The 18408-nt window shown below is 64.4% G+C and carries 18 protein-coding genes and 1 pseudogene; 11 read left to right on the top strand and 8 right to left on the bottom strand.

Annotated features, from left to right (window positions below; all coding sequences use genetic code 11):
* Positions 1–35 precede the first annotated feature (35 nt).
* The 11 genes and pseudogenes from ACK28C_RS05655 (at position 36) to ACK28C_RS05605 (ending at position 9978) form a co-directional block, all read left to right on the top strand.
* A pseudogene (locus ACK28C_RS05655) lies at positions 36–800 on the top strand (IS5 family transposase).
* Positions 801–1118: 318 nt separating this feature from the next.
* A complete protein-coding gene (locus ACK28C_RS05650; RefSeq protein ID WP_409152587.1) occupies positions 1119–1670 on the top strand; it encodes a hypothetical protein in 552 nt (183 codons plus the stop codon).
* A 77-nt stretch (positions 1671–1747) separates the two neighbouring features.
* Positions 1748–3058, top strand: coding sequence for an ankyrin repeat domain-containing protein (locus ACK28C_RS05645; RefSeq protein WP_208873713.1), 1311 nt, complete (start codon positions 1748–1750; stop codon positions 3056–3058).
* A gap of 120 nt (positions 3059–3178) precedes the next feature.
* A complete protein-coding gene (locus ACK28C_RS05640) occupies positions 3179–3421 on the top strand; it encodes a hypothetical protein (RefSeq protein WP_015556971.1) in 243 nt (80 codons plus the stop codon).
* A 391-nt stretch (positions 3422–3812) separates the two neighbouring features.
* Positions 3813–4232 (top strand): hypothetical protein, encoded by a 420-nt coding sequence (locus ACK28C_RS05635; RefSeq protein WP_208873711.1) that lies wholly within the window; start codon positions 3813–3815, stop codon positions 4230–4232.
* Positions 4233–4480: 248 nt separating this feature from the next.
* Positions 4481–5074 (top strand): hypothetical protein, encoded by a 594-nt coding sequence (locus ACK28C_RS05630; protein ID WP_208873709.1) that lies wholly within the window; start codon positions 4481–4483, stop codon positions 5072–5074.
* 296 nt (positions 5075–5370) lie between these two features.
* A complete protein-coding gene (locus ACK28C_RS05625; protein WP_015556969.1) occupies positions 5371–5940 on the top strand; it encodes an Imm15 family immunity protein in 570 nt (189 codons plus the stop codon).
* Complete coding sequence (locus tag ACK28C_RS05620) at positions 5937–6644, top strand: pyridoxamine 5'-phosphate oxidase family protein (RefSeq protein ID WP_015556968.1); 708 nt, start codon at positions 5937–5939, stop codon at positions 6642–6644. Before ACK28C_RS05625 ends, ACK28C_RS05620 begins: the two co-directional genes overlap by 4 nt.
* A gap of 26 nt (positions 6645–6670) precedes the next feature.
* Entirely contained in the window at positions 6671–7582 is a 912-nt protein-coding gene (locus ACK28C_RS05615) for a DMT family transporter (RefSeq protein ID WP_208873707.1), read from the top strand.
* A 72-nt stretch (positions 7583–7654) separates the two neighbouring features.
* On the top strand, positions 7655–8596 hold the full coding sequence (locus tag ACK28C_RS05610; protein WP_208873705.1) for a D-alanine--D-alanine ligase: 942 nt from the start codon (positions 7655–7657) through the stop codon (positions 8594–8596).
* Positions 8593–9978: a cobyrinate a,c-diamide synthase gene (locus tag ACK28C_RS05605; protein WP_015556967.1), complete on the top strand. Its 1386-nt coding sequence runs from the start codon at positions 8593–8595 to the stop codon at positions 9976–9978. Before ACK28C_RS05610 ends, ACK28C_RS05605 begins: the two co-directional genes overlap by 4 nt.
* Position 9979: 1 nt before the next feature.
* On the opposite strand, the gene hemB is transcribed toward ACK28C_RS05605, so the two are convergent.
* The 8 genes from hemB to cbiE are packed head-to-tail and all read right to left on the bottom strand — an operon-like array spanning position 9980 to position 18402.
* Positions 9980–10954, bottom strand: a complete 975-nt coding sequence (hemB, locus tag ACK28C_RS05600; RefSeq protein ID WP_208873703.1) for a porphobilinogen synthase — start codon at positions 10952–10954, stop codon at positions 9980–9982.
* A 25-nt stretch (positions 10955–10979) separates the two neighbouring features.
* Positions 10980–12473 carry a uroporphyrinogen-III C-methyltransferase gene (gene cobA, locus ACK28C_RS05595; protein ID WP_409152586.1) on the bottom strand — a complete coding sequence of 498 codons (1494 nt, stop codon included), beginning with the start codon at positions 12471–12473 and terminating at the stop codon, positions 10980–10982.
* Positions 12470–13399 (bottom strand): hydroxymethylbilane synthase, encoded by a 930-nt coding sequence (hemC, locus tag ACK28C_RS05590; RefSeq protein ID WP_409152585.1) that lies wholly within the window; start codon positions 13397–13399, stop codon positions 12470–12472. The genes cobA and hemC overlap by 4 nt, the downstream gene beginning before the upstream one ends.
* Complete coding sequence (gene cobK / locus ACK28C_RS05585; RefSeq protein WP_409152584.1) at positions 13399–14652, bottom strand: precorrin-6A reductase; 1254 nt, start codon at positions 14650–14652, stop codon at positions 13399–13401. Before cobK ends, hemC begins: the two co-directional genes overlap by 1 nt.
* Positions 14649–15383: a precorrin-3B C(17)-methyltransferase gene (gene cobJ / locus ACK28C_RS05580; protein ID WP_409152583.1), complete on the bottom strand. Its 735-nt coding sequence runs from the start codon at positions 15381–15383 to the stop codon at positions 14649–14651. Before cobJ ends, cobK begins: the two co-directional genes overlap by 4 nt.
* Positions 15380–16372, bottom strand: coding sequence for a cobalt-precorrin 5A hydrolase (locus tag ACK28C_RS05575; RefSeq protein ID WP_409152582.1), 993 nt, complete (start codon positions 16370–16372; stop codon positions 15380–15382). The genes cobJ and ACK28C_RS05575 overlap by 4 nt, the downstream gene beginning before the upstream one ends.
* Positions 16369–17124: a precorrin-4 C(11)-methyltransferase gene (cobM, locus tag ACK28C_RS05570; RefSeq protein ID WP_409152581.1), complete on the bottom strand. Its 756-nt coding sequence runs from the start codon at positions 17122–17124 to the stop codon at positions 16369–16371. The genes ACK28C_RS05575 and cobM overlap by 4 nt, the downstream gene beginning before the upstream one ends.
* Before the next feature lie 57 nt (positions 17125–17181).
* Positions 17182–18402 (bottom strand): precorrin-6y C5,15-methyltransferase (decarboxylating) subunit CbiE, encoded by a 1221-nt coding sequence (cbiE, locus tag ACK28C_RS05565; RefSeq protein ID WP_409152580.1) that lies wholly within the window; start codon positions 18400–18402, stop codon positions 17182–17184.
* Positions 18403–18408: the final 6 nt, after the last annotated feature.

Genomic DNA, 18408 nt, shown 5'->3' with positions numbered 1-18408 from the left:
TCAAAAGGGTGAAGGTATGTCAAAATAGTTGCATGATGGAGATCAGCCAGGTGCAATACGAGCGTATAGCAGATTGTTTCCCTGTCCACCGAGGTAATGTCGCTTACGACAACCTTAGAGTGCTCAATGCCATTCTGTATGTCATGGAAAACGGGTGCAAATGGAGGAGGCTCCCGAAGGTTTGGAAACTGGCATACAATCTACGTGCGCATGAGCCGATGGTACAAGTCCGGTGTTCTGGATAAGGTTTTTGAACGCCTGCAGCACGAGCGTCTTCTCCGCATGAGACTTGAAGCGGTGTGTTTGGACAGTTCCTGCGTCAAAGTTCATCCTGATGGGACGGGAGCTCTAAAAAAGGGGGGCCTCAATCTATCGGCAAGTCTCGTGGAGGATGGACCACCAAGATTCATCTGGTTGCCGCGGGTCCCGATTGTCCGTTGATTTTTCATCTCTCGCCCGGCAATGCTCATGACGGTCCGGAAGGCCGCAAGTTGATAGAGCGGCTGAAGGAGTTGCTAGCGCCGGGATGCAAATTGTTGATGGATAAGGCCTATTGTGGAGTGGCGACACGTCGTCTTGCGGAAGAATGTGGGTTGGAGCCGGTCGTTCCGCCCAAGAGCAACGCGAAGAAACCCTGGCCGTATGATGTGGAGCTTTACAAGAGACGAAACGAGGTCGAACGTCTTTTCTGCAGGGTCAAAAGGTTTCGTCGCATTGCTACGCGGTACGATAAGTTGGATGTCATTTTCCTGGGCTTCCTGCTTTTTGCTTTTGTTGTCGACTTCTTGATCTTGTGTTAACACGACCTAATAGCCTGGCACCTTGACAATCGAATAAAAGGTATTGTGCCACGGTGCAGGAGGGCGCGAACGTGGCGGTGGAGGAGTACGGTTACGACTGGCGCGGCAACCGCATCAGGCCCTTGGCGGTCTGACGCCGGAGCAGGTGTATAATGAGGATGCCGCTTGAGTCCTAATCTGAGATCGAACCTACGGGCAGAAAGGAGAAAGGAGCTATTCGGATATTTTCCTTTTTCGTGTCTTGACAAAGGGGCGCACTGTACGGAATGAGTTAAAGCGGGGTGATAAGATGTGGCAATCTTTATTGAGGTGAAGGGCTTGTTGGAGCTGGAGCGTGCCGAAAAATGGGAAGAGGCCCGGGCCATGTTGTACGAACTGTGGAATGCGGATCGAGAGAACATTGATTTGTTTCTCAGACTGTTTTCGGAGTGCTGGTATGTGTTGTGCGAGTGGAATGCAGTCGTAGACGCTGAAGGCATGTCCTGGGAGACCTTTCAGGACACGCTTGTTGAGTGCACGATGTACGGGCTGGACCATTTCGGCGGGGACACTCGCTTTTTGTGGATGGGGGGATATATGATTGGGTTGTTTCCTTACCTGTTTTATCATTCCGAAGGCCTCGAACAGCAGGATTGGGAGGCTCTGTATCTGAAATGGGAATCTAAAAGCAATGAAATGTCGGAGAAGGCAGCCAGACAAGAACCAAATAATTTGTTGGCAAAACTTAACTTTGTGGGGTCATATCAGTTTGTAACTGCAAGTGGCAATGATGAGTATCTGGAAACCAAGAAACGGTTAGCCCCATTTCTTGGTAAGTATTTTCCTGGCGATACTATTATTGAGGAGTACTTTAGAGAGATATATTCTTAACAGTTAATAGAGGATGCACTTAAAAAAGCACAAAAGTTAACAAGTTCTGGGTGGGAAAAATGAATCCGATAAATCCCTTGAAAGAATTGAATGTAAACCATGTCTTAAGAAAACTCAATGAAGAGGACATGCTTGAAATTTTGACAGAGCATTATATGGCCTCGTCATTTAAAGGAGAAGCGAGGGGGCTGATTCTTGGAACTGCAGGCATAGATTTGAGATTTATCGGTATCTGGGCCAACGAGCCAGCTGAAACACTCGATGAGCCTAAGCTTGAGCTCAATCGTGATATCGCCCTGCATCACGCACTGAATGAGATTGATCTGGAAAAATTGGACAGGGAGATAGGATTTAACGGAGACCATAGTTTTTTAGATGCCAATCCTGATTTTTCAAGGATTTGCAGAGCGACTTCAGTGTCACAGATCCGAAATGCCCTCAAGTCTGGCGTGGATGTTAACGCTAGAGATAATCGGGGCAAAACGCCCCTGATGCATGTGGTGTATAATCCCGACTTCATGAAGGTACTTCTCGAAGCTGGCGCGGACGTCAACGCGAAGGATGAAAATGGCAGGACAGCATTGATGCACACAGCCTATGCGCAAAAGGATAATCCCGCGGTGGTCGAGATGTTAGTCGAAGCGGAGGCGGATATCGATGCCAGGGACGAGGACAATAAGACTGCTCTGATGCTGGCTGCGGAATGCAATAAGACCGGAATCGTTAAGATGCTGCTCCACTTCGGAGCGAATGTTAAGGCGAAGGATAAAGATGGAATAACGGTTTTGATGTATGCTGTGAGGCAACGAAATTTTTGGCAAGGTGGTTTTGACCCAGAGCTCATTGATGCGTTGCTTGAGGCTGGCGCGGACGTAAACGCGAAGGACGAGGAAGGTATGACGGTGCTGATGCACGCGGTAAGCAACGGTTCCAATCCCGATTCCATCGACACACTGCTTGAAGCCGGTGCGGATGTCAACGAACGGGATGGAGACGGCATGACTGCTCTGATGTATGCCACATGGCAAGATAGCCCCGATCCCAGGATCATAGACGCACTGCTCAGGTTCGGTTCAAACGTCAACGAAAAAGATGAGAGTCGTAAAACGGCGTTAATGTATGCTGCGGGCGATGGCCAAATGTCTGAGGTCATCTATACGTTGAGCCGAGCCGATGCGGATGTCAACGCGCAGGATAAAGAAGGAAAAACAGCGTTAATGTATGCAGCAAGCGATAATGTTCCAACGATTGTCGGTGCATTACTAGACGTCGGTGCCAATACCGGCATACGGAACAAACAGGGCAAAAGGGCCGTCAACTATGCGCGAAAGAACAGAAAATTGACTGATTCAGAAGCCCTCAAACGTCTGGAGAACGGGAGCCGGTAAGGTGAACGCCGTAAAAAAGCTTTGGCAACTTGGCAATGAAATAGGGAGTACGACGCGAACGGGAACCTGACGAAGGCGACGTACTCCAACGGGCTGACGACGGCCTGGGAGTACAACACAATGACGCAGGAGCGGATCACGGTCTCTCGTTGGAGAGTACGTATACACGATTGGGAATGCAGGCGAACGCCTAGGCGGGGAGGACGGAAGGCGACCTACGCCTACGACGGCCTGTATCGCCTGACGGGTGAGACGGTGACGGAGAACGGGACGACCAGCGTCAAGACCTATGCCTACGATGCTGCGGAGGACCTGGCCGTGGGAGACAGCATCCAGGCGCTCTCCGGGGATGTGGGGTTGTAACGGGACTGAGGCTGGAGAAGCTGGACTCCCCCATCCCCATATTCACATCAGACCTGTTGACCCTATTCCAGTCGTCAAGTAAAATTCACATAATCATTTAAGTAATAAGGTGGCGATAATCATTTATGATCACCGTCCTGTCATAAGAAGGAATGGGTTTGTGGTTTTTGAAAGGACAGCCCCTGTTCAAGACTATGATCCGCCATATCAAGGAATGGCTCGAGACACATTAAGCTGGCCTTTGGATACGGAAGAAGACGCTTTGTCTCGGTCACTTTGCCAAGAGGCGCAGGAAAGGTGGGCTAAATGTGTTGTGAAATGTAGTGCTCTTGAGGTCGTACCGGATTGGCCCTTTATTCTCAGGTATCTCCAACATTGCCAGGACTTGGGGATGGATACGGAGGTCTACTTTTTAGGGGACGATCTAAAAAAATTTTACACCGATTTAAAGGGGTTCGATATTGGGCCCTACCAAGTCGTACCTATGGGTTTTGACTGCATCGGTGTGGTGGGGCAGTCCTACCTTTATGACGATAATGCATATTCTATTCTAGAGGAAGAGCAGGTAAGGTTCAAACAAATTGAACTTGAACTGAAAGCACATGGGATACACATTGCCAAGAAAATGCATTTTAATAAGTATGGGCTGTTCTTGAATGTGATAGGTGCACGATATTACGCGAAACTTCGCAGGGCGGCGATAGAGAGCGGTGCGTTTGATTTCGAGACTGACGAGGGAAAAGGCTGCAGACTGGAAGATTTCTGGCCGGAGAAGGTTGTGTGCTGCGCAAGGATAATGCTATGCTCTTAAGGAAGCGCTGAACAAATCGGAGGGCTTGGCGTACCGACATCGGTCCTGAACGGCAGAACGTTTATAATTGGGGAGGCTCCTGGCACCTTGACAATCGAATAAAAGGTATTGTGCCACGTTGTTAAGAGGACGCGAACGAGTCGGGTGAGGTGACGGACCGCATAAATCCGTAAATAAAAAGACAAAGGTTGCATATAAAGTCGTGGATGGAATTTTAAGAATCTCTGATGCATGGGAGCGTAGGTGAGATGAAACGTCCAGTCTTTGCTGTGATTGATGGTTTATCGGAACTTGAAAATGATCTAAAATGGGAAAAAGCCCGGGCCATGTTATATAACCTGTGGGAGCAAGATCGAGAAAACATCGAACTGTTTCTCAGGTTATTTTCGGAATGTTGGTATTTGCTTTGTGAATGGGAAGTTGAAGAAGGGACAAAAGGCCTGTCGTGGGATGCCTTTCAGAATACGCTTATCGAATGCACGACGTATGGATTGGAACATTTCAATCAGGATATCCGCTTTTTATGGATAGGCGGATATATGATCTCGATGTTTCCCTACCTGTTTTATCGTGACGAACGTGACGAAGATAAGTCCGGGGCTCTGTATCTGAAATGGGAATCCAAAGGCATGGAAATGTTGGGCCAGGCAGTGAAACAAAAACCATGTGATATTTCAACAGTTCTATATTTAGGTTCATTTCCCAGAAATGAAATGAGCACGGCTACGAAAGAGGTCTACAGAGAAGCCACGAGAAGTGTATGTCAGCACTTAAATGAATATTTTCCTGGCATCTCAACGATTGAACAGTATTTTAAGGAAATATTAAACAGAAATGTATAAATCGAGACCGGCGAGCTGGCGCTGAAGGTCGTCAAGGAAGTATTTGTCCTGGAGAACGACGAGCTGCTGCACGTCGAACTTGGCAGCGATGACATCGACGCGACGACCAGCCATCCGTTCTGAGAAACAACCCCTCCGGTTCGCTGACGCGAACCACCTCCTTTTAGGGGAGGCAATCCATATTAAACGCGAATTGGTATTAGATGGCAATTTCCATGAGGGTGATCCGCACTTTTCAAGAAAAGTGTTGAAATGGTCGAAAGAATACGGGTGGACGATGCCGAAGAGGCGGAGTTATGAAGATGAAAAAAACGAAGATGAAAAATACGTTGATCGCGAATATCTACAACAAAATTATCCGAGAAACAGGATTATACAATCTCGACTATTTTATTGAAGAGCATGAAGGCGGCTATGAGGAGATGCCGATCCTCGACTATTTTCCTCAGGCAAAATTTTTAAAAAGAGTGATAAAGAAAGAGGAGATTTCAGCGTTATTGCTGGATATTGCCCTGTTTTTTGTCAATGTTATTCTGCTTTATGCATATAACAAATTGACAGAAAAACAATTCGCTAATTTCTTTATAGCGATATTTGTTGTGGATTTTGATCACCTCGAAGAAGATTATGGGGACTACGGACATTTTAATCCCAGGATATTGGTCAGTCGTGAGGCGGATAAATATACTTTCGTATCGCAGGAAATGTTGTTTGATTACAAACGATGCGAAAAATTTTATAAGCACGTAAGCAAGGTGGCAGGACTAGGAGATTTTATGTTCTACAGGCACTATGATGATAAGAATGATTTGGACACCATTTATATGGTTCCTAATAGGGAAGGTTACAGTCCTGTCTCTCTATGAATGACGACAAATCGCGGAAGGGCGTCACGGTCCGGTATCTGGTGGACGCGAACCACTGGATATCCCACGTGGTGGCGGAGACGGACGGCACGGGAGTGCCCCTGGCCTACTACACCCGCAACGGGGGCCGATTGCCAAAAGCTGCAGCGTCGTCTATGATTCTCAGCAGAGCGACGACACGGCCGCCGGCGCTCATGACGGCACACGACAGGAGGCTTCGCGATATGGACAAGAAGATGGATATGCGGCGCAGGGATCGGCAGTTGAGCGAGGAGGAGACCCTCGAGGTCCTGCAGCATGGGGAGTACGGCGTTCTCTCGACCGTCTGCCCGGACGGGACGCCCTACGGCGTTCCACTCAACTTCGCGCTGGAGGATGGGCGCATCTACCTGCACGGCGCCAACGCGGAGGGGCAGAAGATCGTGAACCTCCGGCACTGCCCGGACGCCTGCTTCACCGTCGTCAGCAGCACCAAACTTCTGCCGAAGGAGTTCAGCACGCTCTACCGGTCCGCCATCGTCTGCGGACGGGTCTCCACCGTGGAGGACGACGCGGAGAAGCGGCGGGGCCTTGAAGCGCTCCTTCGCAAGTACTCGCCGGAATTCATCGAGAGCGGCCTGAAGTACATCGAGGCCGCATTCAAGGCGGTGCGCGTCCTGCGCCTGGACGTCGCGTCCCTCTCAGGCAAGGGCCGGAAGCAGTAGTCCGGCAGGAAGGGAACACAGCCCTCATGAACCGAATCGCATCGGAAGGGAATGCGGCGCCACAGAGGGGCGGCGAGGGGTTGGGCGCGCTCTGCACCATCCTGTCCGCGGTGCTGTTCGGCACGATGCCGCTCATCGCGAAGTTCGCCTATCAGCACGGCGGCAACGCCTGCACGACCGTCTTCGGCCGCTTCGGAACGGGAGCCCTGATCTCCCTCCTCCTGCCGTTCCTCATTCCGGGCTTCTCCCTGCGGATCACGCGCCGTCAGATGCTCGACGTCCTGAAGCTCTCGATCTTCTACGCCTTGACGCCCATCCTGCTCTACCTGTCCTACAACCACATCGGTTCGGGGCTGGCCACCACGCTCCACTTCACCTACCCCATCATGGTCATCGCGCTGATGGCGCTGTTCTTCCGCTCGCCCCTCACAGGGCCGAAGCTGCTCTGTGCCGCGCTCTGCACCGCCGGTGTGCTCCTCCTCTACAGCCCCGCAGAAGGCGTGGAATCCGAGGGCATGGGGATGGCGCTCGCCGTCGCCTCCGGCCTCACCTTCGCGCTCTACATCGTTCTCCTGGGTCACAGCTCCCTGGGCTCCCTTCCCGCGATGGCAGTCACCTTCTGGCTCTCGGCCTTCGCCGCAGCGGAGGCCGGGGTCTTCGGTCTCTTGACGGAGGACCTGCGCCTCTTTGCTCCGTGGCAGGCCTGGGCGGCCTACTGGACGTTGGGCCTCTTCGCCACCGTCCTCGCCATCTCCCTCTTTCAAAAGGGCGTCTTCCTGTGCGGGGAGGTGAAGGCCTCGCTCCTCAGCAACTTTGAGCCCATGACCGGCGTCGCCATCGGCATCCTGCTCCTGGGGGAGACCTTGACCTCAAGGTCCGCTGCGGGCATCGCCTGCATCCTGATCGCCGCCGTCCTGACGAGCCGCATCCGGCGTTAGGGCCCCTGCGTCGGGGTATAATAGGCCCGGACAAAAAACAGCCTGGGAGCCGAGGATGAAGGGGGAGACAGCGTGAACGAACGGATTGCGGTGCTCTGCGGCGGGGACGGTGCAGAGCGCGAGGTATCGCTGAGGAGCGGGGCCGCGGTGACCGCGGCGCTGGTCGAGGCGGGGTATCGGGCGAAGGCCGTGGACCTGCGAACCCTCGAGGAGGCGCGCCACTCCCTCAGGGGGTTCGACGCGGCCTTCGTGGCCATGCACGGCAGTTGGGGCGAGGACGGGCGGCTCGAGGCACAGCTCGAGGCGATGGGCCTGCCCTACACGGGGTCCGACCCCATCGTCTGCGATCTGGCCATGGACAAGGGACGGTCGTGCGCCATTCTTCGCGCGGCGGGCCTGACCGTGCCGAAGGGAATCCTGCTGCCGAAGGGCGCGCCGGACCTCGAGGCCGTGCGGGCTGAGCTGGGTGACGCCGTCGTCGTCAAGCCCTGTTCCGGCGGCAGCACCGTGGGGATCACGATCCTGCGACACGTCACGGAGGACGCCCTGAGGGCGGCCGTAGCCCTGGCGCGACAGGAGTACGGCCCCGCGGTCCTCATCGAGGAGTACATCGGCGGGCGCGAGCTCACCGCAGCCGTGTGGGAGCGGGACGGGGCGCCCGAAGCCCTTCCCGTCATCGAGATCGTCCCCCACGCCGGGTTCTACGACTACCGGAACAAGTACACGGCGGGGGCCACGGAGTACCTCGTGCCGGCGCCCCTCGCGCCGGCCGTCGCGGAGCGCGTCGTCGGCTCGGCCGTGGCGGCCCATCGGGCCCTGGGCTGCCGCGACTACAGCCGGGCGGACTTCCGCCTGTCGGAGGACGGCACCCCCTGGATCCTGGAGGTCAACACCGCCCCCGGCATGACGGCGACGAGCCTCGTGCCCAAGGCGGCGCGGGCCGCCGGACTGGGGTTTCCGGAGTTCGTCGCGCACCTCGTCCGCTCCGCGCTGAAGCGCTGGGGTCAGGCATGACGACGGCTCAGCCCCGCCTGCTGGTGGCCGCGGCGGCGAGCGGGTCCGGCAAGACGACGATCGTCTGCGGCCTCCTGGCGGCGCTGTACCGCCGGGGCCTGCGCGTCGTGGGGTACAAGGTCGGGCCGGACTACATCGACCCCGGATTCCATCGCGCGGCGGGGCACTGCGAGGTCCTGAGCCTCGACACGTGGCTGACGCCTCCCGCGGTCATGAAGGGCCTCTTTGCCCGCACCTCCCTTGGGGCGGACGTGGCCGTGGCGGAGGGCGTGATGGGCCTCTACGACGGCGGCCGCGGCGGCGTCAGCAGCAGCGCGGAGATCGCGAAGCTCCTGGGCCTGCCCGTCGTGCTGGTCGTTGACGCGCGCTCCATGGGCCAGAGCGCCGCGGCCGTGGCGTTGGGGTTTCGGGAGTACGACAGGTCGGTGGACCTCCACGGCGTCATCCTGAACCGCCTGGGGTCGGCCTCGCACCGGGACACGATCGCGGAGGCGCTGGAGCGCGTCGGCATCCCCCTGCTGGGGGCCGTGATGCGAGACGAGGCCCTCGCCCTGCCGGAGCGTCACCTGGGCCTCGTGCCGGAGGCGGAAACGCACGACGCCGCGCAGCTGGACCGCATCCGCGAAGCGGTGGAGCGCGGCGTGGACGTCGACGCGCTCCTCGCCATCGCACGGTCCGCACCACCCCTTCCCCTGCCGCCGGAGGGGACGAGGTCCCGCGCCGCAAAGGACGTGCGGATCGCCGTGGCGCAAGACCTGGCCTTCTCCTTCTACTACCCGGACAGCCTGTCGGCCCTGGAGGACCGGGGGGCGGAGCTGATCCCCTTCAGCCCCATGCAGGACGAGGCGCTGCCGGAAGCGGACGGCGTGATCCTGGGCGGAGGGTTTCCGGAGCGGTTTGCGGGGGAGCTCGCGGCCAACGCCTCCATGCGGCGGAGCGTGGCCCGCGCCGCGGAACGCGGCGTCCCCATCCTGGCGGAGTGCGGCGGGATGATGTACCTGTGCCGCTCCATCACCGACATGGAGGGCGCCGCCTTCGAGATGGCGGGCGTCCTGCCCGCGTCCTGTCGGATGCAGCACCGCCTCGAGGCCGTGGGCTACGTGGAGGCCCGCGCCCTCCGCGACACCGTCCTCGGCCCGGCGGGGACGCTCCTGCGGGGGCACGAGTTCCACTTCTCCGCCATGACGCCGGAGGCGGAGGACTTCCCCTGGGCCTTCCGCGTCGAGAGGAAGCGCACGGGCGCGGCCCACAGCGGTGGGTACGCCCGCGGGAACGTCCTGGCCTCGTACCTCCACCTCAACCTGGCGGGCCTGCCGGACGCGGCGGATTCGTTCCTCGCCCGCTGCCGAGCCTTCCGCAGCGCGTCGGCGGGCGGACGGTGACCTAGGCCAAACCCTCCCGAATCCAGTCCGCCAGGGACAGGGCGAAGTAGGTGACGACGATGTCCGCGCCGGCCCGCGCCAGACAGACGGCCGACTCGCACACGACGCGCCGCTCGTCCAGCCAGCCGTTGGCCGCCGCCGCCTTGATCATGGAGTACTCGCCGCTAACGGAATAGCTCCCCACGGGCACGCTCACCCGTTCCTTCACCGCGCGCAGCACGTCCAGGTAGGGCAGGCCCGGCTTGACCAGGATCATGTCGGCGCCCTCCTCGACGTCCAGCAGCGCCTCCCGTATCCCCTCGCGCACGTTGCAGGGGTCCATCTGGTAGCCCCGCCGGTCCCCGAAGGAGGGGGCGGACTGCGCCGCCTCGCGGAACGGCCCGTAGAACGCGGAGGCGTACTTCACCGCGTAGGAGAGGATCGCCGTCTCCGTCAGACCCGCGTCGTCCAGTGCCGATCGGATGGCGCCCACGCGCCCATCCATCATGTCGGAGGGTGCCACGATGTCCGCGCCGGCCTGGGCCTGAGACACGGCCGTTCGGGCCAGGAGCTCGACCGTCGGGTCGTTGTCGACCGTCGTTCCCTTCAGCACTCCACAGTGGCCGTGGGACGTGTACTCGCAGAGGCACACGTCCCCGATGACCGTCAGGTCGGGAAACTCCCGCTTCGCCGTGCGCATCGCCCGCTGGACGACGCCGTCCTCCGCCCAGGCCTGGCTCCCCGTCTCGTCCTTGTGGTCCGGAATGCCAAAGAGCAGCACGCCGCCGATGCCGGCCCCCGCGGCCCGCTCCAGGATGCGGGGCAGCGTGTCCGGGCTCCAGCGCATCTGGCCCGGCATGGCCGAGAGCTCCTCCACGACGCCCCTGCCCTCCCGGACGAAGATCGGGTACACCAACATCGAGGCCGCAAGCCTCGTCTCCCTCACCATATCGCGAATGGCTGCCGTTCGGCGCAGCCGCCTTGGACGAACGATCACGATGATCCCTCCCCTGCGCCGCCCCTCACCGGGCGGCTGTGATTTGACCCCGCGCGGCCACGGCCGCGGCGAGAAGTGCCTCGAGCGTCGCGGAGTCCGCCGTGAAGACCCGCGCGAAGCCGGCCTCCCGCGCAGCGCGCGCCGTCTGGCGCCCGATGCAGAGCGCCCCCACCTCGCTCCAGCCCCTCCAGCCCGTCGGCGCGCAGGCGGCGAAGGCCCCGACGGTCGAGGCGCTGGTGAAGAACGCCATGTCCAGGTCCTCCGGCAACTCCGGGCGAAGGCGGCAGGTGCGGTAGAGCGGCACCTCCCGGAAGGGGACGCCGGCGGCCCGAAGCCCCTCCGTCAGCTCCGGCCCGTGTTCCTCCGCCCGCAGCAGCAGGGCCTTCTCCCCCGTCCTCATGCGCCCCGCCAGGGCAACGGCCAGGTGCTCGCCGTCGTAGACGTCGGGCATCAGGTCAACCCGCAGGCCACAGGCCCTCAGGGCCTCCGCCGTCGCCGGCCCGATGGCCGCGAGGCGCGCGCCTCCCAGCTCCCGAACGTCCCGCCCCTCGCGGGCCAGGCGCGCCGTCAGGGCCTCGATCCCCGCCGCACTGGTGAAGACGGCCCAGTCCGCGCCACCGATGGGCGGAAGGGGGTCCTCCAGCGGCTCCGTGGCGATGCAGGGGACCTCCAGGACCTCCGCCCCCGCATCCCGGAGCATCCGCGACAGGCGCCCCGCGCGCTCCCGCGGCCGCGTCACGGCGGCGCGCACCCCGGAAAGCGGCAGGGCGGCCCGCCAGTCGAAGCGCTCGGCCAACGCCGCCACGGCCCCCACGACGAGGACCGCCGGAGGGCGGATCCCCGCGCCGCGCATCGCCTCCGCCAACGTCCGAAGCGTCGCGGACACACGGCGCTGGCGCGCGGAGGTCCCGCGCTCCACGGCTGCCGCGGGGGTCTCCGGGTCCATCCCCGCCTCCATCAGCCGGGCGCAAAGTTCCAGCGCGCCCTCCACCCCCATGAGGAAGATCAGCGTCCCCTTCAGGCGGGCCAGCGCCTCGAAGTCCAGGTCCGGCAGGCCCCCCTCCCGGCTGTGCGCCGTGACGACGTGGAGCGACGAGGCCAGGCCGCGGTGCGTCACCGGAATGCCCGCCCAGGCCGGAGCGGCGACGGCGGAGGTGACGCCGGGCACGACCTCGAAGGGGATGCCGTGCCGCAGGAGCGCCTCCGCCTCCTCGCCCCCGCGGCCGAAGAGGAAGGGGTCGCCCCCCTTCAGGCGGACGACCCGTCTGCCCGACAGCGCGAGGCGCACCAGGATCGCCTCGATCTCCCGCTGGGGCACCGGATGACTGCCGCCGCTCTTGCCGACGTCCACGCGCTCGGCGCCTGCCGGGATCATGGCCAGGACGCCGTCGCCCACCAGCCGGTCGTAGACCACCGCCTCCGCGCCCTGCAGGACCTCGCGGCCCCGCAGCGTCAGGAGCCCCGCGTCTCCAGGCCCCGCGCCCACGAGCCACACCCGGCCAACCCTTCCCTCGCTCATGCTCCGGCCCCCTCCCTCAGTACCGCGTTCGGCGCGAGGCGCGCGGCCAGGTGCCGGCCCAAAGCCTCCGCCCTCGCGCGGGGCCCTGCGATGCGGCCCCGCCGCTCCCCCGCCAGGGCGTCCAACAGGCAGAACCCCGTGAGCGTCAGCTCATCCCCGTTCACGGAAGCGAACGCCCCCACGGGCTGCGTGCAGCCGCCCCCCAGCGCGGCGGCGAAGCTCCGCTCCGCCCGCGCACAGTCCTCCGCGTCCCGGTCCCGCACGGCGTCGAGGAAGTCATAGGCCTCGCCCGCGCGCCCCTGACACGCCAGGATACCCTGTCCCGCCGCGGGGACCATCTCCTCCACGCCGAGGACGCGCGACGCGCGCGCCTCGAGCCCCAGACGCTTCAGCCCCGCCGCAGCCAGCACCAGCATGGAGAACTGCCCCTCGTCCAGCTTGCGCAGGCGCGTCGGCACGCTGCCCCGCACCGGCTCCGTCGCCCGACCCGGAAAGAGGCGCGCCAGCTGCAGGCGGCGGCGCAGCGAGGAGCACCCAATGGCCCCGCCCCCGTCCTCCAGCGCCCGCCCGTCCGCGTCCACGGGCAGCACCAGCGCGTCGCGCGGGTCCTCCCGCCGCGAGTACGCCACGATGGGCAGGCGGGGGTCCTGAACCATGGGCAGGTCCTTCAGGCTGTGCACCGCCAGGTCGATGGCTCCGCCGAGCAGGGCCCGCTCCAGCTCCAGCGTGAAGAGCCCCTTGATGCCCGCCGGGTCCGAGGCCTCGGCGAAGGGCTTCATGTTCACGTCCCCCGTCGTGCGGAACGTCACCAGCTCCAGTTCCAGCTCCGGGTGCGCCGCGGCGATGGCGGCCATCACCAGGCGGCTCTGGGCCACGGCCAGATGGCTGGCCCGACCGCCAACGCGCAGCCTTCGTCTCATCGACATCAGGCGCATCCTCCCACCCCGCCCTTCTCCCGCCTCAGCGCCTCCGTCTCCTCCGCCACCCAGCCCTCCCACACCGCCCTCAGGCGGTCCGAAAGCCGCCGGGTGAGGGAGCAGGAGAGCCCGGCGCTGGAGACGGAGGCCGCCGCCGCGCCCGACGCGACGAGGGACGGGAAGAAGAAGTCCCCCTCCGCCGCGTTGTCCGCGACGCTGACGGGGACGCCGCGCTCCCTGGCACGGCGGGACGCCTCGCGGTTCGTCGTGCGGCTGCCCGAGGCCGCCACCGCCAGGAGGGCGCCGTCCAGGTCCTCCGGCGCGAAGGGCCGCTGCAGGCGCTCTGCCACCTCGGGGAAGCCGTCGCAGAAGCGGGGGCTGACGGCCCGCACCCGCGCGCCGCACCGCAGGAGCGTCTCCGCCCTGCGCCGCGCCACGGCCCCGCCCCCCACCACCAGGACGAGCCGCCCCTCGATGTCCCGCATCACGGGAAAGAGGGGAGGCCGGCTCAGCCCCAGCATCCGCCGCGCCCACAGGAGGGCCTCCTCGACGGAGACGCCGCCGTCCGCCGGCCGCTCCACCAGGATCACCTCGACGCCCAGCCGGCGCGCGGCCGTCAGCTTCGCCTCCATGCCGCCCGCGGGGCCGCCGTCCTTCGTCACCAGCGCGGCGGCACCGACGTCCCTCAGCATGGCCAGGTTCATCTCAAGCGAGAACGGGCCCTGCATGGCCAGGACGTGGGCGGGGTCGAGGCCGATCGCCGCGCAGGCGCGCAGCGACTCCTCCGCCGGGAGGACCCGCGCGAAGAGGCGCCTCCCGCCGTCCCGAATGGACGCGAAGGCCGAAAGCTCCCGGCTCCCCACCGTCAGCAGGACGGCCCCCTCCCTCGCGTTCAGGAGCTCCGCTGCCGCCGCACAGGAGGGGACGCGCGTGACACCCTCCGCCCCGGACGGCACCCCGCTCGCCCGCAGCACGCGCAGCAGGGGCGTGCCCGTGCGCTCGCAGGCGGCACGGACGTTGGCCGTGACCTCCCTGGCGTAGGGGTGCGTGGCGTCGATGACGCAGGGAACCCCCTCGTCCCGGATCAGGGCCGCGATGCCCTCCGCGTCGAGCCGCCCCGGCCTCGCCTCGACGTTCGGCAGGCCGCGGACCAGGTCGGCGCCGTAGTCCGTGGCCGCGCAATAGATCGCGGGCAGTCCGCGCTCCAGGAGCTCCCGCGCCTCCGTCGTCCCGCCGAACAGGAGGAGGCGTTCGCCGCTCAACGCTCCGCCTCCTCCGCGCTCCGGTAACCGCGCCGCGTCACCATGCGGCCGCCCTTCACGAAGGTCGCGGAACAGCCGATGACGGCCGTGCAGAACATGTCAAGCTCCACGTCCCGGATCGCCCCAAGCGTCGTGACGCCGTATCGCTCCCCGCTGCGGCCCGCGTTGCGCACCCAGCCCGCGGGCGTCTCGGGCGACCTGTGCCGCAGGACCAGGTCGCAGGCGCGGCGAAAGTGCTCCGGGCGGCCCCGGCTCGCGGGGTTGTAGAGGCAGAGGACGAAGTCGGCGCCGGACGCCGCCTCGATCCGCCTCTCGATCGCCTCCCACGGCGTCAGGAGGTCGCTCAGGCTGACGACGGCGAAGTCGTTCATCAAGGGCGCGCCCAGGACCGCCGCGGCCGAGACGGCCGCCGTGATGCCCGGAACGATCTCGACATCCACGTCCTCCCCCGCCAGCTCCAACAGGAGGCCGGCCATGCCGTAGACGCCTGGGTCCCCGCTCGAGACGATCCCGACGGCGCGCCCCGACGCGGAGAGCGCCAGCGCCTCGCGGCAGCGGTCCGCCTCCTGCCTCATGGAGGACGCGCGATACTCCTTGCCCGGCAGCACCGGTTCGATCAGCTCAATGTACGCCCGGTACCCCAGGATCACGTCGCAGCGTGCGAGCGCCTCAAGCGCCCGCGGCGTCATCTCGTCCCGGCCTCCCGGCCCCAGCCCCACCACCCGGATCATTCCGTGCCCCCCAATTCTTTCGCGCCCCTGGCCCGCGCCAGGGCAAAGGTCATGCGGGGATACCGCGCCTTGCTCCGCAAGAGCACGGCCCCGCCGCCCTCCGACGCCTCCGACGCGGCCAGCACCGCCGCCCGCTCACAGACGTTGTCCACGCCCGTGACCTCGCGCACCCTCTCCGACGAGGAGAAGCGCCCCGGCACCGCAGCAAGTCGGTCCGCGCCGAACGTCAGGAACGGGACGCCGTAGGCGTCCGCCAGCTCCAGCAGGGCCGCCTCGTCCCGCTTCAGGTCGATGGAGGCCAGGGCTCGAAGCGACAGGGGCGACACGCCCGCGCTGTCCAGGAAGTCCCGCGCCCCCTCTCGCACCTCGCGGGCATCCGCACCCTTGACGCACCCGACGCCCAGCACCAGCACCCGGGGCCGAAGCCACAGCGTCACGGGCCAGGGGGCGGGCTGAAGCTCATCCGTCACCGCCACGCCCACCCTCTCCCCGGCCAGGACGGCCGCGGACACCGCCTTGATGGCGCGCGGGTTCTGGATGGCGCACCGATTCTCCACAGCCCACTCGTCCACGGCGGTCACGCCGTTCACGTCCGTAGCCGTCGTCACGGCGGCCGCGCCGCCCGTGAGGTCCGCGACGCGGCGGGCCAGCTGGTTCGCCCCGCCGATGTGCCCCGACAGGATGGGGATCACGAAGCGCCCCGCCTCGTCCGTCACGACCACGGCGGGGTCCTGCGTCTTGGCGCGCACCCAGGGCGCGATGGCGCGCACCGCGATACCGCACGCACAGACGAAGACCATCGCCCCCGCGCGCTGAAACCACTCCCCCGCCCATCCCCTCACGCCACCGTCGGGGTCGATCCGCTCCGCGCCCGGCACGAGGCAGCGCTCCGGCGCGAAGGCCCGCCCGCCCAGCCGGTCGGCCAGCCGCACGGCCAGGGCCGCCCCCGCCTCGGTGAAGGCGGCCAGGACGACGGGACCGTCCCTCATTGGGAGGCCCTGCGGCAGCCGTGGGAGAAGGAGGCGTCGTAGAGCCGCGAGAGGTCGTAGTCGTCCCCCAGGAAGCCCCCCACCAGGACGAGGGCCGTCTTGCTGATGCCCGCCTCCTCCGCCATGGCCGGGATCGACGCCAGGGGGCCGCGCAGCACGCGCTCGTCGGGCCAGGAGGCCTTGTACACCAGCGCGGCCGGGGTCTCCGGCGGATACCCCCCCGCGATGAGTTCACTGGCAAGCTCCTTCAGCATGGCGCTCGACAGGAACAGCACCATGGAGGCCCCGTGAGCGGCCAGAGAGCGGATGCCCTCGCGCGCCGGGACGGGCGTCCGGCCCTCCATGCGACTGATGATGAGGGTCTGGCTGACGCCGGGCAACGTGTACTCCGCCGGAATGGCCGCCGCCGCCGCGCAGAAGGAGCTCACCCCCGGCACGACGCTGAACTCGACGCCCTCCGCCCGAAGCCGGTCCATCTGCTCTCGGATGGCGCCGTAGAGCGACGGGTCCCCCGTGTGGAGGCGCACCGTCGTCAGTCCGCGCCTCTCCCCGTCCAGGAGCTTCTCCATCACCTCGTCCAGCGTCATGAGCGCGCTGTCGTACACCTCGCAGCCCTGGGGTGCGTAGTCCAGAAGCGCCGGGTTGACGAGCGAGCCTGCGTAGACGATCAGGCCCGCCCTCCTCAAGAGCTCCGCGCCGCGCAGGGTGATGAGGTCCGGCGCACCGGGTCCCGCCCCGATAAAGTAGATCATCTCACAGCCTCCGTATCCGTATCATCAACAGCGCCTCCTCCGGCAGAGGGACAGGCCTCAGCGCGACCCAGCCCAGGCGCCGAGGAGCGTCACGGGGTTGCTTCCCGCCATCAGGAGGCCCTGTCCCAGGGGCCGACTCGCAGCGACGGCGACCTGAACGGCCTCAAGCCCATGCCAGAGCGGCCCCTTCAGGATCGTCGCGGCCCGCGCCAGCGTGTCAAGCGTCACAGCGGACACCAGCACGCGGCAACCGTCAAAGGTCGAGAGCCGGTCCAGCAGGCTCTCCAGCTCACCGCCGCTCCCCCCGACGAAGGCGTGGGTCGGGCGGGGCAGCCCGTCGAGGAGGGCGAGGGCCCGACCGGCGTGGATCGTCATGTTGTGCAGCCGAAACCGCTCCCGGTTGCGCTCCAGGAGCTCCAGGGCCTCCGGGACGCACTCCAGGGCGTGAACCTCCCCGTCGGGGCAGGCCAGCGCCGCCGCGACGGAGACGGAGCCCGTGCCCGCGCCCACGTCCCACAGGACGGCATCCGGCGACAGCTCCAGCCGGTCCAGGACGACGCTTCGCACCTCCGCCCTCGTCATGGGGGGTCGGCCCCGCACGAAGTCCTCGTCCTTCGGCCGGCCGAAGGGCGGCGTCCATGGCTCGGCGTTGCGCAGCAGGACGAGGGACAGCGGGTCGAAGTCTCTCCCCGCCAGCTCCGCCGGACGGCCCCGCGTCACGCGCTGGTCCGGGTAGCTCAGGCGCTCCCCCACGACGACCTCCACGCGCTCCTCCAGGCCGCCCACGGCGCCCGCCAGCGCCTCGCAGGCCCAGCGGGGCGAGCACTCGTCCCCGCAGAAGAGCGCGGTCAGACGACCCCGCTCCACGGCGTTCAGGAGGCGGGAGGCCGTCAGGGGCCGCCCGTGCCCCGACAGGATGGCCGCGTCGGTCCACGTCTCCCCCGCCGCGGCACACAGGCTCTGGAGGGAGCTCACGCCGGGCAGGACGCGCAGCGGCGCGGTCGGAAAGCGGCGCTTCAGCAGCGGCAGGAGGCTGTAGAGCCCAGGGTCCCCCGAAACCAGCACCGCCACCGTGCCGCGCTCCAGTTCCTCCGCGACGCGGTCCAGCGTCTCCGAAAAGCGCCCCAGCGTCAGGACGTTCGCGTGTCCCGCGACGAGGGGCAGGTGCCTCGGCGCGGCGACGGCACAGCCCGCGCCCCGAACGGCCTCCGCCGCGGCGGGCGTCATCTGGTCCGCAGCGCCAGGCCCCACCCCCACCACGATCAGTTCATGCTGCATGACATC

The sequence above is a fragment of the Fretibacterium fastidiosum genome (genome assembly GCF_964642095.1).
GTDB classification, from domain to species: Bacteria; Synergistota; Synergistia; order Synergistales; family Aminobacteriaceae; genus Fretibacterium; species Fretibacterium fastidiosum.
The sequence above is the reverse complement of the archived record's forward strand: the minus strand, read 5'-3'. Positions and strand labels throughout refer to the sequence as shown.

Bases quoted from the DNA above. Each gene is read 5' to 3' on its own strand.
- ACK28C_RS05640 (WP_015556971.1), top strand. From the start codon at position 3,179: ATGACGCAGGAGCGGATCACGGTCTCTCGTTGGAGAGTACGTATACAC.
- ACK28C_RS05635 (WP_208873711.1), top strand. From the start codon at position 3,813: ATGGATACGGAGGTCTACTTTTTAGGGGACGATCTAAAAAAATTTTAC.
- ACK28C_RS05630 (WP_208873709.1), top strand. From the start codon at position 4,481: ATGAAACGTCCAGTCTTTGCTGTGATTGATGGTTTATCGGAACTTGAA.
- ACK28C_RS05625 (WP_015556969.1), top strand. From the start codon at position 5,371: ATGAAGATGAAAAAAACGAAGATGAAAAATACGTTGATCGCGAATATC.
- ACK28C_RS05620 (WP_015556968.1), top strand. From the start codon at position 5,937: ATGAATGACGACAAATCGCGGAAGGGCGTCACGGTCCGGTATCTGGTG.
- ACK28C_RS05615 (WP_208873707.1), top strand. From the start codon at position 6,671: ATGAACCGAATCGCATCGGAAGGGAATGCGGCGCCACAGAGGGGCGGC.
- ACK28C_RS05605 (WP_015556967.1), top strand. From the start codon at position 8,593: ATGACGACGGCTCAGCCCCGCCTGCTGGTGGCCGCGGCGGCGAGCGGG.
- cobA (WP_409152586.1), bottom strand. From the start codon at position 12,473: ATGAGCGAGGGAAGGGTTGGCCGGGTGTGGCTCGTGGGCGCGGGGCCT.
- hemC (WP_409152585.1), bottom strand. From the start codon at position 13,399: ATGTCGATGAGACGAAGGCTGCGCGTTGGCGGTCGGGCCAGCCATCTG.
- cobJ (WP_409152583.1), bottom strand. From the start codon at position 15,383: ATGATCCGGGTGGTGGGGCTGGGGCCGGGAGGCCGGGACGAGATGACG.
- ACK28C_RS05575 (WP_409152582.1), bottom strand. From the start codon at position 16,372: ATGAGGGACGGTCCCGTCGTCCTGGCCGCCTTCACCGAGGCGGGGGCG.
- cobM (WP_409152581.1), bottom strand. From the start codon at position 17,124: ATGATCTACTTTATCGGGGCGGGACCCGGTGCGCCGGACCTCATCACC.
- cbiE (WP_409152580.1), bottom strand. From the start codon at position 18,402: ATGCAGCATGAACTGATCGTGGTGGGGGTGGGGCCTGGCGCTGCGGAC.